At 34.2% G+C, this 13,733-nt stretch carries 14 protein-coding genes and 1 pseudogene; 4 read left to right on the plus strand and 11 right to left on the minus strand.

Annotation, left to right across the window (positions count from 1 at the left end; genetic code table 11):
- Window positions 1–180 precede the first annotated feature (180 nt).
- Together ACN0QX_RS00860 and ACN0QX_RS00865 are read left to right on the plus strand one after the other, a co-directional pair.
- Window positions 181–1,281, plus strand: coding sequence for a fatty acid desaturase family protein (locus ACN0QX_RS00860; protein WP_248399600.1), 1,101 nt, complete (start codon window positions 181–183; stop codon window positions 1,279–1,281).
- A 36-nt stretch (window positions 1,282–1,317) separates the two neighbouring features.
- A complete protein-coding gene (locus ACN0QX_RS00865; RefSeq protein WP_371922415.1) occupies window positions 1,318–1,596 on the plus strand; it encodes a cold shock domain-containing protein in 279 nt (92 codons plus the stop codon).
- 92 nt (window positions 1,597–1,688) lie between these two features.
- Here the strand turns inward: ACN0QX_RS00865 and ACN0QX_RS00870 are convergent, their stop codons facing one another.
- The 11 genes from ACN0QX_RS00870 to ACN0QX_RS00920 form a co-directional block, all read right to left on the minus strand.
- A complete protein-coding gene (locus ACN0QX_RS00870; protein WP_417195079.1) occupies window positions 1,689–2,429 on the minus strand; it encodes an acyl-CoA desaturase in 741 nt (246 codons plus the stop codon).
- Between the two features lie 131 nt (window positions 2,430–2,560).
- Entirely contained in the window at window positions 2,561–3,130 is a 570-nt protein-coding gene (locus ACN0QX_RS00875) for a Crp/Fnr family transcriptional regulator (RefSeq protein ID WP_248399604.1), read from the minus strand.
- Window positions 3,131–3,289: 159 nt separating this feature from the next.
- Window positions 3,290–4,096, minus strand: coding sequence for a type 1 glutamine amidotransferase domain-containing protein (locus ACN0QX_RS00880; RefSeq protein WP_417195080.1), 807 nt, complete (start codon window positions 4,094–4,096; stop codon window positions 3,290–3,292).
- An 8-nt stretch (window positions 4,097–4,104) separates the two neighbouring features.
- Window positions 4,105–5,265 carry an iron-containing alcohol dehydrogenase gene (locus ACN0QX_RS00885; protein WP_417195081.1) on the minus strand — a complete coding sequence of 387 codons (1,161 nt, stop codon included), beginning with the start codon at window positions 5,263–5,265 and terminating at the stop codon, window positions 4,105–4,107.
- Window positions 5,266–5,292: 27 nt separating this feature from the next.
- Window positions 5,293–6,294: an NADP-dependent oxidoreductase gene (locus ACN0QX_RS00890; protein WP_417195082.1), complete on the minus strand. Its 1,002-nt coding sequence runs from the start codon at window positions 6,292–6,294 to the stop codon at window positions 5,293–5,295.
- 12 nt (window positions 6,295–6,306) lie between these two features.
- On the minus strand, window positions 6,307–6,900 hold the full coding sequence (locus ACN0QX_RS00895; protein ID WP_248399611.1) for a TetR/AcrR family transcriptional regulator: 594 nt from the start codon (window positions 6,898–6,900) through the stop codon (window positions 6,307–6,309).
- Between the two features lie 213 nt (window positions 6,901–7,113).
- Window positions 7,114–7,452 carry a cupin domain-containing protein gene (locus tag ACN0QX_RS00900; protein WP_248399613.1) on the minus strand — a complete coding sequence of 113 codons (339 nt, stop codon included), beginning with the start codon at window positions 7,450–7,452 and terminating at the stop codon, window positions 7,114–7,116.
- Window positions 7,453–7,606: 154 nt separating this feature from the next.
- The gene (locus ACN0QX_RS00905) at window positions 7,607–8,995 is read right to left on the minus strand and encodes an NAD-dependent succinate-semialdehyde dehydrogenase (RefSeq protein ID WP_417195083.1); all 1,389 of its coding nucleotides are present in this window, start codon (window positions 8,993–8,995) and stop codon (window positions 7,607–7,609) included.
- A gap of 12 nt (window positions 8,996–9,007) precedes the next feature.
- Window positions 9,008–9,742, minus strand: coding sequence for an SDR family oxidoreductase (locus ACN0QX_RS00910; protein ID WP_417195084.1), 735 nt, complete (start codon window positions 9,740–9,742; stop codon window positions 9,008–9,010).
- A 425-nt stretch (window positions 9,743–10,167) separates the two neighbouring features.
- Window positions 10,168–12,090: an SdrD B-like domain-containing protein gene (locus ACN0QX_RS00915; RefSeq protein WP_417195086.1), complete on the minus strand. Its 1,923-nt coding sequence runs from the start codon at window positions 12,088–12,090 to the stop codon at window positions 10,168–10,170.
- Between the two features lie 163 nt (window positions 12,091–12,253).
- Complete coding sequence (locus tag ACN0QX_RS00920) at window positions 12,254–12,691, minus strand: TlpA family protein disulfide reductase (RefSeq protein WP_248399621.1); 438 nt, start codon at window positions 12,689–12,691, stop codon at window positions 12,254–12,256.
- A 151-nt stretch (window positions 12,692–12,842) separates the two neighbouring features.
- On the opposite strand from ACN0QX_RS00920, the gene ACN0QX_RS00925 reads away from it, so the two are divergent.
- Window positions 12,843–13,292, plus strand: coding sequence for a KTSC domain-containing protein (locus ACN0QX_RS00925; RefSeq protein WP_248399623.1), 450 nt, complete (start codon window positions 12,843–12,845; stop codon window positions 13,290–13,292).
- Between the two features lie 193 nt (window positions 13,293–13,485).
- Window positions 13,486–13,733, plus strand: a pseudogene (locus tag ACN0QX_RS00930) (cytochrome c); the annotation flags it as partial.

A 13,733-nucleotide genomic window follows, 5' to 3' on the forward strand; every position in this document is an offset into this window, starting at 1 on the left:
TGTTACACTTTTAGTTTAGAAAGCCTACTTTTACCGTATAAATTATTTAGACTGTCTTCTTTTTTAAGATCCCTCTTTATCTTAATCAATCCTTTACTTTCTTCATTTCTTTACAGAACCAAAAGGACACATGGTGTGTGCTTTTAAAATAACAGTGTACCAAATCATAATATAAGTTTCATGGAAAATCCAAAGTTTTCACGAGTAGCTGATAACGATTTTTCAAAAACGTTACGTCGTCGTGTCAATCTATATTTCAAAACAAACAAATTAAGTAAAAAAGCAAATACCACCATGGTGACTAAAACCGTTGTGATGCTATCCTTGTTTTTTATTCCCTTAATTTTACTGTCTACGGGCTTGGTTACACAAACTTGGGTGCTTTTTTCACTCTATATTATTTGTGGTTTTGGTATGTCTGGGATAGGTATGGGAGTTATGCATGATGCCATACATGGTGCATATTCTAAAAATAAAACTATTAATAGATTGTTGGGGTATACGTTTAACATGATAGGTGCCAATGCAACCGTTTGGAAAATTCAGCACAATGTTCTTCATCATACGTACACTAATATAGATCATGCCGACGACGATATTAACACACCTTTTTTCTTACGCTTTTCCCCAAATGGCGAACATCATAAATCTCAAAGATTTCAACATATATACATCTGGTTCTTTTACGGAATTTCAACTATATTTTGGATAACGGCTAAAGATTTTGTGCGCTTAACACGTTACAAAAACATGGGGCTTTTAAATAATGATCAAAATTATCAGAAGGAAATTACAAAAGTAATTGCTTGGAAAATTTTTTACTATTCATACGCTTTGGTACTACCCATGATTATAGTACCTTTGTCATGGTGGGTCATTTTGCTAGGCTTTTTAAGTATGCATCTCGTAACCGGGATCATGGTGAGTATCGTGTTTCAAATAGCTCATATAATGCCTGAAACGGATTTTCCATTACCTAATGAGCACGGAATGATGACAAATGAGTGGTATCGTCATCAATTTGCAACAACAAGTAACTTTGCTCCAAAAAGCAAGTTGTTATTTTGGATTATAGGTGGTTTAAATTATCAGGTAGAGCACCATGTGCTTCCAGACGTTTGTCATGTTCATTATAAGGCGTTAAGCCCCATAGTGGCGCAAACAGCCAAGGAATTTGGAATGACATACCACGTTAAAAAGAGTATCTTTCAAGCGATTGTAGATCATACCAAAATGCTTCGGTCTCTTGGTAGAAATGAACCAGAATACAAAGCGGCTTAAAAACAGTATATAACGAAATTAAAATTACGATTACGCATGTTTAAAAAATGGATTAATAAATTATTTAATACGGGTTCAGCTGAAACATCACAAGCTGGAAGTACTAAATCAGGATCAACTAAAGAAGGTACTGTTAAGTTTTTCAATAGAACAAAAGGATTTGGTTTTATAAATGTAAATGGAACAGATGAAGAAATCTTCGTTCACAAATCAAACCTTATTGATAAAATAAAAAAGTCTGATAAAGTGACCTTTAAAATTGAAAAAGGGGATAGAGGATTAACGGCTACAAACGTTAAACGTTTTAAAAAATAATATCGTTTTACAATTAAAAACCATCCGAATCGGATGGTTTTTTTATGCTATTAATTGTTTTAATATTTGTAATAAAGTCTTTAAAATTAGGCTTATTTTTTGACCGGAATTGGTTTTAATTCAATAATTCCAACGGCATCCAATACACGAATTATAAGATAGGTCATATCAATCTCATACCATTTTACACCAAAATTAGCACGACTTGCAAACTTGTGGTGATTATTATGATAACCTTCTCCCATCATTAGAAAATCAAAACGGAAAAGGTTTTTGCTGGTGTTTTTCATTTTAAAATTTACATAACCATAAATATGCCCAAACCAGTTGATAATGACACCATGAATAGGCGCCATTAAAAATGTTATCGGCAAAAGCAACCATTGCCACCAAGCGGTTGCAAAGAACACAAAGAACATGGTGTATAAGCTAATCCATAATAATCTGGAAAATCTTGAACTAGCAAAAGTATCAAAAGACTTCCATTGTGGTACGTTTTTGGTAAACCGTGGGTCTACGGCAATTCGTTCTTGATTTATATCTTGATATATAGTTTTGGTTTTCCACATCATGGCAAACATATTGTCATCATACGATGGCGAATGTGGGTCTTGCTCCGTATCCGTGTAGGCATGGTGCATACGATGCATGATACCATAACCATAGGCGCTTAAGTAACTAGATCCTTGGAAAATCCAAGTTAAAACAAAGGTAATGCGTTCCATGGTTTTGGACATAGTAAAAACTTGGTGTGCTGCATAACGATGTAAGAAGAAAGACTGAAAAAATAAGCCACCATACCAAAGCACTAAAACGAAAATAACGACTGCCATACCTTTTTTTGCAAAGATAATTTGTGGTCAGGTGTTAAACAATGAACCTAAATTAAGAAACCTATGTTTTGGGTGCAGTAATAACAGGAAATAAGCCAATCCAATAAGTGAAATTTCAAAAATAATTAAGCTTAAATACGTTTCCGAATGCGGCTTAATGCTTGAGGCGTAACACCAATATAAGAGCTTATATATTTTAAAGGGACTTCTTTTAGTAACTCTGGTCGTTCCTTAAATAATTTCAAATAGCGTTCTTCGGCTGTTAGGTTTAACAAGTGTTGCTCGCGTCTGGATTTGATTAAAAACAAACGCTCAGCAGTTAGCCTACCAATTAAATTTCCAATTTGGGTGTTTTTGTAGACGTCTTGTAAATCGGCATAGCTCATACTTAAAAGTGTGGTGTCCGTTAAAGCTTGGAGCTCATAAGCTGAAGGAGATTGGGTTAAGAACGAATCATAAGCACTTACAAATTGATCCGTAAAACTGAAACCAAAGGTAATTTCTTTTTCAGGGTTTTCCTTTGGAATAAATAAACGTACTACACCAGACTCAATAAAAGAAATATGATTTTCTATGTCATGTAGCTTTAAAAAAATATGCTTTTTGGGAATTACACGACGCGTTAATTTAGATGTGAAAAATGCCCAATCTGCATCTGATATGGTTGCTATTTGTTCTAAATACGTTTTAATTTGTTGCACCTATATTGCTTGTAAAAGTTGATTGGCGAAGGTAATAAATTTTGCATGACGATATAATGTTTTTGCTTTATAGCGCCAATTATGTGTCTTAATTTCTACAAACAAAAAGGTCATCCAAAAACGGACGACCTCTTAACTACTTACTAAAATAAACTAAACTTACTTTAAACTTTCCAGTATTTTTTCTGCCACTAATTCAGATGATGCCGGATTTTGACCTGTAATTAAATTACCATCCTGAACGGCATAAGCCGCCCAATCATCCTTTTTTGAATAGATTCCACCATTATTATTAAGCATATCTTCAACTAAAAAAGGTACCACATCAGTCAGACCAACAGCAGCTTCTTCTGTGTTGGTAAAACCAGTAACTTTTTTCCCTTTTACTAATGGGTTTCCATCTGTACCTTTTACACGTTTTAAAGCAGCAGGTGCGTGACATACAAAACCTATAGGTTTGGCTTGGCTATTAAATTTTTCGATTAGTGCAATAGATGTTTCATCATTTGCTAAATCCCATAAAGGACCATGTCCGCCTGGATAAAATACAGCGTCAAAATCATCTGGATTCATATCGGATAATTTCTGTGTGTTCGCAATTCGTGCCTTGGCTTCCTCATCTTTATCAAAACGTTTGGTGGCTTCTGTAGCAGCATCTGGCGTATCACTACTTGGATCAATAGGAGCAGCACCACCTTTTGGTGTTGCAATAGTTATGGTTGCACCTTTATCTAATAACGTGTAATAAGGGCTTGCAAATTCTTCAACCCAAAATCCTGTTTTCTTTCCGGTATCTCCTAATTTATCGTGAGATGTTAATACAAATAATATATTCATAGTTTTTTCTTTTTTACTGTTTGATGGTTCTTCTAAAACGCTTTCAGAAGTATTTTTTATTTTGCTGTCTTTACAGCTTGAAACTGTAAGAATGGTTAGCACAAATGCGACGGTTTGAATAAGTTTCATTTGTAAAACTAGTAAGCCATTTTTACAATTTTTTCCACCTTGTCTGGAGATAAGGATTGGTGTTCACCTAATCCTAACCAACCACGATCCGTGAATCGTTGCGATATGGTTTCTGCAGTACCTTCAAAGTCTTTGGTATAATCAGAGAGTTTGGTATTAATTCCCAAAGCATGAAAAAATGCGACAGTTTTTTCAATAGCTAAATATGCAATGTCATCTGTGTTGCCTTCTGTAATATTCCAAACACGTTCGCCATATTGTGCTAATTTGTCTTTTTTCGCTTCAAAATTATACTTGTAATGACTTGGTGCAATAACGGCGAGAGTCCGTGCATGGTCTATGCCAAATAAAGCGGTTAACTCATGGCCAATGGCATGAACTGCCCAATCTGTAGGAACACCTTTTTGAATGAGTCCGTTTAAGGCCATTGTACAGCTCCACATGAAATTTGAAGCTGCTTGATAATCTGTTGGATCTTTCAATACCTTTGGAGCGACCTCTATAATGGTTTGCATAATACTTTCAGCAAAACGATCTTGTAATAACGCACCACTAGGATAGGTCATATATTGTTCTAAAACATGTGTGAAGGCATCTGCTAAACCATTAGCCAATTGGCGCTCTGGAATAGAGGTTATAACCTGTGGATCCAAAATTGAAAACTCTGGAAATAAGCCAGGACCACCCATGCTTAATTTTTCTTTCGTTTCAGCTCGGGTAATTACGGCACCTGAATTCATTTCAGAACCGGTTGCAGGTAGGGTTAAAACCGTACCAAATGGCAAGCCTTTTTCGGTTCTAATATTATCGGCTAAAATATCCCAAGGTGTAAGACCTTCATATAAGCCCGCAGCTGATAAAAATTTAGTACCATCAATTACGGAACCACCACCAACAGCTAATAAAAAGTTGATATTTTCTGTTTTAATAATTTCCAATGCTTCCAATAAAACAGCATATTCTGGATTGGCAGGGATGCCACCAAATTCAATAACGGTTGCATTACCCAATGCTGCTTTTACTTGATTATAAATACCGTTTTTCTTAATACTTCCGCCACCATACAAGAGCAGAATTTTAGCGTTTTCAGGTATTTCGTTCTCTAATTTTTTGATACTATCCTTTCCAAATATAATTTTGGTCGGGTTTTTAAATTCAAAATTGTTCATAATATTTTTTTTATGTTTTTCTAAAATTTAGATTTTAACAATCATTTTACCTTTGTTTTTACCTTCAAATAAATCGATAAAAGCTTTTGGAATGTTGTCGAAACCATCTACTATTGTTTCTGTATAGGTAAGTTTTCCTTCGGATAACCATTCTGATAGTTGCTTCATGGCTTCAGGAAATTTTTCTGCATAATTCGAAACGATAAAGCCTTGCATGAGTGCGCTATTTTTAACTAGAAATGGTTGTACGCTTAAGCCTTTTGGCAATTCAGTGTTATTGTATACCGATATAGCGCCACAATTAATAATGCGTGCAAATTTGTTAATACTAAAGAGTAGAGCATCAGAAATTGGTCCTCCTACATTATCAAAATAAATATCCACGCCATCTGGAGCAGCTTCGGCTATTGCCGATTTCATATCGTCTGTTGTGTTATAATTAATACCTGCATCAAAACCAAATTTGGATTTTAGCATGTCAATCTTTTCATCTGTACCAGCTATACCAACAACGCGTAAACCAAGGATTTTCCCTATCTGACCAACAACAGATCCAACGGCTCCTGCAGCTCCCGAAACGACTAATGTTTCGCCAGCTTGCGGTTTACCAATTTGTGTTAATCCACAATAAGCTGTTAAACCGGTCATGCCTAAAATTCCTAAATATGTACTCAAGGGTGCTTTGTTAGCATCAACCTTTAAAAGATCTTCGCCTTTTGATATCTGCTGGGTTTTCCAATCCAACATACCTGAAACATAATCACCTTCCGAAAATTTGTCGTTTTTAGAGTCGATAACTTTGGCTACAACACCAGAGTGAATGGGTTTGTTCAATTCAAACGGAGGAACATAAGACTTGGCGTCACTCATGCGACCACGTAAATAAGGATCTACGGAAACGTATGCCGTTTCTAATAACATTTCACCAGAACTGATGGTTTCTTTTACGTATTCTGTTATAAACTCGAAATCTGAAAGCGTTGGTTTGCCTTCAGGTCTATTTTTTAATAATATGGTTTGTGTTTTCATTATATGATAATTTTATATGTTGTGTTCAATTGTTTTTATACTGCTCCAAGCCGATTGAAAAGCTGCATCTATTTGTGTCTGGTCGAGTTGAAAATTACCACGCTTTTGTGCCATCATTAAAAAGGATAATGGATTAATAGCATAGGCATATAATATATAGTTGGATAGAGGCTTTATAACACCTTCTTGCTTTCCACGTTCCCAAAGGTCGAGTAGGGGTTGTAAATGTTTAATCCCTTGTTGCACACTAGGTTCGTCAATCATGGGTGTGTTATCACATTGCGCTAAAAACATGGCTTTGTCAAGTTCGGTCTGTTTAAATTCGGCTATGCGTTTCCAAATGGTTTCAAATCCAGATTCAACAGAAACTTCATCACTATAGGTAGCAAAGGCAAAATCCGTATATGCGGCTTTTACTTCTAAATAGGTTTTATTAACCAAATCCTGTTTGTTTTCAAAATAGAGGTAAATAGTTGCTGGCGATACATTGGCCATCTTCGCTATTTTACTCATAGGCGTGGCGTGAAACCCATTATTATTTACTAACTCAATGGTAGCTTTAATAAGGGCGTTTCGTTTATCGATACTTTTCTGAAGTTTTGCCATGTTTTTTAATTCTTGTACAAAGATAGGTTAAAAAATGAATGTTCATTCTTTTTTAACAAATGTTTAGGTTTAATGATTTAAGGTTGGGACAGGAATAAAAGGCGACTAACCATTAGGTAAAATAACGGTTAGCCGTAAACTTAGAATCAATTAATTCTAAAAAAGGTCAATTCTACAAGAATTGACCTTTTAAATAATAGTTTGTATTTAAATCTATTCAACCACACGCTCCACACGATTAACACTATCTGTTTTGGATAAAGATAAGCGCACAATACAATCAGCGGTACATAACAAATCATGAGGAACATGGGCTTCTAAAGCAATTAAATCGCCTTTTTTTAATTGTAATTTTTCGCCATTAACGCCAAATTCTATGGCGCCTTCAAAAATAGAAACCACAATAGGAGCAGGTGCTTTATGTTCTTTCATAATTTGGCCTTTGCGCATGACAATTCTAATTTCTTTGGAATGATCGCTATCAAGTAGTACACTAATAGCAGGTTTATCTGTTTTATAAACCAATTGGTCTGTTATGGATGCTGTTTTCATAAATGTATATTTAAAGATGGATGTTTGTTAATAAAATGTTGGCTATAGCTTTATTGTATTTGTTTCACAAAGGTAAAGCATATTTAATAGCGGACAAAAATATCCGAGATAAAATATGCTTTTCTGATAATCCTAGATTTAAGATAAAAATTTACTAATCGCTAATTAATATAGACTTAACGTTTACAAATTCTTTCATACCAAATCCACCGTGCTCACGACCATAACCAGAATCTTTTACACCACCAAATGGCATTGTAGGATCGGCCAAACCGAAGGAGTTGATAAAAACCATTCCCGTATCAAAATGTGTTTCAGCTAACTTTGTAGCACGATCTACGTCCTTAGAAAAAATTCCGCCTCCCAATCCAAAACGGCTGTCGTTGGCAATTCGCATGGCGTCTTCTTCATCTTTAGCTTTGATAAGTGATGCAACAGGTCCAAAAAGTTCATCATCGTAAGCTGGCTGTCCAGGTTTTACATTTTCTAAAACTGTAGCCGGATAATAATAACCGACACCTTCTTGCGGTTTTCCACCACATAGAATTTTTGCTCCTTTTTCAACACTTTCCGTTACTTGTTTATGGATTTTTTCACGTAAATCTTTTCGGGCCATAGGACCTAACTCCGTCTCTTTTTCATTGGGATTTCCTAATTTAATTTCGCTCATAGCCTTTACAAAAGCGTCTTTGAATTTATCGTAAATGGCATCCACAGCAATAAATCGTTTGGCAGCAATACATGTTTCACCGTTGTTATAAATACGACCCATAACGGATTGTTTTACGGCATTTTCCATATCAGCATCCTTTAAAATTAGATAAGCATCATTACTTCCTAATTCTAAAACGGTTTTCTTTAAATTTTCACTAGCCAATTTACCAATAGCTTTTCCAGCAACTGGACTACCTGTAAGGGTAACACCTCTAACTAATTTATGTTTTATAACCGTATCTGATTGGTCGTGATCTATTATTAAAACGCTAAATAATCCATCTGGTAAGCCTGCATTTTTAAATATAGATTCTAAACGTTTAGCCGTTCCAGTAACGTTAGCAGCATGCTTTAATAAAACACTATTTCCAGCCATTAAATTAGTAATAGCATAACGAATTACCTGGTAGCTTGGGTAATTCCAAGGCTGAATACCGTAAATAATTCCAATAGGTGCGTAGGTAATAATACCTTTACCGCCGTTGGATAATTCGCGGGTTTCGTTTTTTAAATTATCGGCAGCAATAGAGGCGGAATAATCGCAAATACCAGCACACAATTTTACTTCCTGATGACTTTGTTTAATGAGTTTTCCCATTTCGTTTGTCATAAGTTGTGCTAATTCGGACTTTTGATTTATTAATTCTTTTCCTATTGCTTGAATTATTTTACCACGTGCTTCAATGGATTTTGAACGCCATGCTGTAAACGCTTTGTGCGATTTTTCTATTATTGACTCCACTTCAGAATCAGACATATAATTATAGGTTTCCAACGTTTTCCCAGTGGCTGGGTTTATAGTTTTAAAGGTTTTTGTTTCAGTTTTCATAGTTTTTATTTTTTATTGTTGTTCACTTGGCACGATATACACATCATTAATATTTACATGATCAGGTTGTGATAAAGCGTAGTAAATAGCGTTGGCAATATCATCGGCTTTTAAAGTTGTCATGCCCTGCATGTCAGACATTTTCTCTTTAATGTCTTCATCGGTAATGGTATCAGTTAAATTCGTATCTACAGCTCCAGGCTCAATAGACGTTACATTAATACCGTATTTTGGTGCTAATTCTTGTCGTAGTCCTTCGGAAAACATCTTAACAGCAGATTTTGTAGCGCAGTAAACCGCACCTCCTGGGAAATAACGATTTGCAGCCATTGAAGAAATATTAATGATGTCACCGCCTTTATTTTTGATTAGAGTAGGGAGTACAGCTGACACACCATTTAACACGCCTTTAATATTGACGTCTACCATGGTATTCCATTCATCAGTTTTTAATTTTTCAACAAATGATAAGGGCATTAAACCTGCATTGTTAATTAAAGAATTAATGGTTCCATATTTTTCTAGTGTTTTAGTCACCACAGTTTCAAATGCTTTTTTATCAGTAACATCTGCAGTTACAACATATGCTTCACCTTGGTTATCTTCAATTTCTTTTTTTAAAGTGTTTAATTTATCTGTGCTTCTGGCCGTAAGCACCACTTTAGCACCTTTTTTAGCTAATAGTTTTGCTGTAGCTTTACCAATTCCACTTGAGGCTCCAGTAATTATAATGACGTTGTTTTTCATAGTTCCATAGTTTTAGAATTTTTTAGGTTTTCAGGAATGTAATTATTATCAATGTATCAGACAGTCTCTAATAGATTTATATTTAACGCAATACAAAAAATATTAATAGTAATTACGGATGTTTTTGGAATGTTTGAAATTTTAAACCTAACCTATTACCATAAGTTTTCTTGTTACAATAGGAGAAAGAAGAATTTGCCTTGGCCTTTAATCAAAGGGGCTCATTATTTAAATTTCTGAAGAAAAAACACAATTAAGGAATAACCAACTTCAAGAGAAAATAGCATTTGGGCATCCAAAATTATAATTTGGTAGTAAATTCGTGCATTAGTAAAAACAATATTAGCTTGCTAAATCATGACACCATTGTGAAAAAGTGATGATTCGGCAAGCTAATGTTGTAAAAAAGTTGATTAGTAAGTAGGTTACTTTTTAATCACTTTATAGGAATAAGATTTTTCATTAGTATCAATAATCAAAACATAAACGCCTGTAGCAAAATTATTGAAATCTATGCGTTGCATTTGATTATTGGATGCTTTAGAAGTAATCAGTTGCCCTTGTACAGAGTAAATGGTATACTTATAATTTGTTAATTGGGTATTAATTGTTAAGAAGTTAGAAACCGGATTTGGATAGAAACTAACAGCATTAAAATTAACTTCAATTAAACCTAATGTTGAACTATCATAAATGCCTAAATCAATATCTAAATTGTTTGAACCACTTGCTGTTAGTGTCACAGTGACAGTTTTGGTTATAGGATCAAAATCACTATCTACTGTGGTATCTCCACCTGCATTTTGAATACTAATATCTGGCAAGTTTAAGGTAGGTACTGCAGTTAAGGTATACGTTCCTGGTGTTAAAGCAGGTAAGATGTAAATACCGTTGGCATTAGATGTTGTAGATCCTAAAAAGCCATTTCCTGTAATGCGAATTGTTACACCTTCTACACCAGTCTCACCTGAATCCTTAATGCCGTTACCGTCCAAGTCATTCCAAACTAAATTGCCAATTTCAAACAAATCAAGGCTGTTTGAAACAGGGTCTGCTGTACTTGTAGGATTTCCTAATAATGTTGGTGCGCAAGAGTTTCCTGAAGCAGCATAATTTATGATAGCTGTAGCTTCTAGCGTTGTTGTAGGTCTTGCAATAATAATACAATCTGAAACACCATTAAGATTGGTAATGGTATTGTTTGTTATTTCAGCATTAATAATATAATTTTCATCATCAATACCTGATGAATCTGTAATTAAAATTCCCGCTTGACTCATATCGGCAGGTGAATTGTCGGAATTTGGATTATCTATAGTATTATTATTAATAACTAAATTCCAAACGTCTGTTGAAACATCATCGCAAAATGGCCTAACATAAATACCGTTGTTTATGATACCAGATATCGTGTTGTTATCAATTGTTAAGGTTGCTTGCACACCATTGGATGTACTGTCACCATCTATAAACATACCATTACTCGTGTTTAAATTATCACCTATAATGGTGTTATTTGATATAGTTCCATAAAGGGTGTTATTAATACCATCTAAATTAATTAAAAGCGCATCACCATCCACATTGGTTAACATGTTTCCAGCAATAGTAAAGCGAGCTTCTAAATTAGTAGCTGCAGGACTACCATTTCCTAGGTGTACATCTATACCGCTACCAGATCCAAGCCAGTTGCTGAAATTATTATTGGTTATTACCAAAGTTGCATGGCTATTGTTATTTTCAAAAGCAACCTCTATAGCATCATCTTCTAATGTTCCTGTGTTGGAGTTATTATCAATCAGAATATTAGCATCTCCACCAATACCATTTTCACCTACACCAATTTTTATCAGGTCGTCATTGCCGAAATTACCAAAACTATTATTTAAAATAGAGGTACTCAATTCTGTAGTACTATTAGAGTTCAGATAGATTCCGTTTGTGTTATCTGCTGAAAACGCGTTACCAATTACGGATATATGACCCAATACATTGGACATATGAATAATACCTTGACTATTAGAGTTTAAAGAAGAGGTTAAGGTAAACCCAGAGATTGTAATATTTCCGGTATGTCCAGCCGCAAAAAAAGCTGGTGCCGAATTACCATTAATGGTTGCATTACCTGCATTTTCTGCTTGAATAGAAATACCATTTGGTCCCGTAGCAAGATTAATACTTTCGTTATAAGTACCATTGGCAACAACTATTATATCATTATTGGATGCGGCATTTACCGCAGCTTGAATAGTAGATTGATCTGTTGGAACATGGATAACCGTTTGTGCTAAAGCAAACTCTGTTATACATAAGCAAATTGTAAAAATTGTAAACGTAATTTTTTTCATGTGTTTAAAAATTTGGGGTTATTAAAATTGGGGTCAAATATAACTTTTATATAAAATTATACTAGGTTTAATGTATTAAAGGTTTAGGGTTTTAAAATTTCGGCAAAATTTTTATGCGGTTTTAACCCTAATTTCAAGTAAATGAATAGTATAGACGTACATGTTAATTATTTATAAGCGCTTCAATAGCGTAGTAGAGCCTGTTCTGGGCATTAGCTTGCGACCCAAAAAAGGAACGGAACAAGGTGCCATTTTCTGTAATTAATACCCATTGCGGAGTCCCTTCTGCTTCGAATTGATCATAGACTCTATGATGTTCGTCAATGTAAATTGGAAAGGGAATTTGACCATTTCGAAAAATACGCGTTATAGATGTTTTAGTTCCTTCTCGATTCTTAAAATCAGCATGAATACCAATTACTTGAATAACCGGGTATTTTGTTTGAAATTCATAAGCAAGAGGAATAGCGCGTCCTGTACATCCTAAACAGTCATTATTATATATAATTAGTAATAAAATTTTGTTGTTGTACCTCGATATTAAATCAACAACAGCACCTTCTAAATCTTTAACATGAATGGATTGGATTTTTGAAGTCATATTTCAGTAAGATTTTAAGGATAACAGAATTTATTCATGGTTATAAAATTAATCATATTTAATAGATTAAAAATCAACTAAACATTATTTAATTATTAATGTTGTTTATGTGTTATTTACATGTACTTTTGCGCCCTCAAATAAATTTGGTATGAAGCGCATAAACGAATACAAGAAACTCTTTGGAGTTGAAAAGGAATTGGAACTTAAGTCTTTAAAAAAGAGCTATCGTGATTTGGTTAAAGAGTGGCATCCAGACAAGTTTCAAGATGGAGACGAGCGTCAAGAAGAAGCTGAAATAAAAAGTAGAAAGATTATAGATGGCTACCATTTTTTAGTCAGTATTGCACCAGAAACTATTGCTGCTAATTTAGAAGCTTACACAGAAACCATTACCAATTCTAGTATTGCAGATTATACCCATAAAGGCTTATTACTTGAAATTTTCTTTCAAGACGGTTCGTCTTATGAGTATTTTGGTGTAACGAAACAAGTGTATATTAAAATGATTAATAGTGATAAATTAAACCGTTTTGCAAAACGTAGTATCTATCCAAATTACACCTATAGAAGAACACAACGCACGCTAGAAAACGCGTAACACATAAAATAGTTTTTAACTTTTAATAAAAATTTAAAACTCCAATAGCGGTCTGTTTGGTCATATCTATTGGAGTTTTCTTTTTATAAATACATGATTATTAACACGCCTGATAATTGTCATGTTATCTAATTATTATATTTTATACTTTAGTAATATCTTCATTCTCACGAAGAAATTTAAAAACTTGGGTATGCGAATATTTACAATTCTACTGTTCATTTTACTGCTGAACAGCTGTAAGTCTGAAAAAAAAATAGAAGAATCTATTGATAATTCTGTTCCCGAACGTACGGAATTAAGTTACGATTCTAAAATCTTTCTAGGTAATCGCTTATTTTCAGAAAAAACCTGTGTTACCTGTCACGACATAGACACCTATTTTAAAGCGCCATCGGTTATTGAAATTATGAACGTGTATAAAGAAAACAACGCTGATAT

It is taken from the genome of Bizionia sp. (assembly GCF_048259285.1).
Lineage (GTDB): Bacteria > Bacteroidota > Bacteroidia > Flavobacteriales > Flavobacteriaceae > Algorimicrobium > Algorimicrobium hallyeonense.

Bases quoted from the DNA above. Each gene is read 5' to 3' on its own strand.
- ACN0QX_RS00865 (WP_371922415.1), top strand. From the start codon at position 1,318: ATGTTTAAAAAATGGATTAATAAATTATTTAATACGGGTTCAGCTGAA.
- ACN0QX_RS00920 (WP_248399621.1), bottom strand. From the start codon at position 12,691: ATGACTTCAAAAATCCAATCCATTCATGTTAAAGATTTAGAAGGTGCT.
- ACN0QX_RS00885 (WP_417195081.1), bottom strand. From the start codon at position 5,265: ATGAACAATTTTGAATTTAAAAACCCGACCAAAATTATATTTGGAAAG.
- ACN0QX_RS00860 (WP_248399600.1), top strand. From the start codon at position 181: ATGGAAAATCCAAAGTTTTCACGAGTAGCTGATAACGATTTTTCAAAA.
- ACN0QX_RS00900 (WP_248399613.1), bottom strand. From the start codon at position 7,452: ATGAAAACAGCATCCATAACAGACCAATTGGTTTATAAAACAGATAAA.
- ACN0QX_RS00925 (WP_248399623.1), top strand. From the start codon at position 12,843: ATGAAGCGCATAAACGAATACAAGAAACTCTTTGGAGTTGAAAAGGAA.
- ACN0QX_RS00895 (WP_248399611.1), bottom strand. From the start codon at position 6,900: ATGGCAAAACTTCAGAAAAGTATCGATAAACGAAACGCCCTTATTAAA.
- ACN0QX_RS00880 (WP_417195080.1), bottom strand. From the start codon at position 4,096: ATGAAACTTATTCAAACCGTCGCATTTGTGCTAACCATTCTTACAGTT.
- ACN0QX_RS00905 (WP_417195083.1), bottom strand. From the start codon at position 8,995: ATGAAAACTGAAACAAAAACCTTTAAAACTATAAACCCAGCCACTGGG.
- ACN0QX_RS00915 (WP_417195086.1), bottom strand. From the start codon at position 12,090: ATGAAAAAAATTACGTTTACAATTTTTACAATTTGCTTATGTATAACA.
- ACN0QX_RS00890 (WP_417195082.1), bottom strand. From the start codon at position 6,294: ATGAAAACACAAACCATATTATTAAAAAATAGACCTGAAGGCAAACCA.
- ACN0QX_RS00910 (WP_417195084.1), bottom strand. From the start codon at position 9,742: ATGAAAAACAACGTCATTATAATTACTGGAGCCTCAAGTGGAATTGGT.
- ACN0QX_RS00870 (WP_417195079.1), bottom strand. From the start codon at position 2,429: ATGGCAGTCGTTATTTTCGTTTTAGTGCTTTGGTATGGTGGCTTATTT.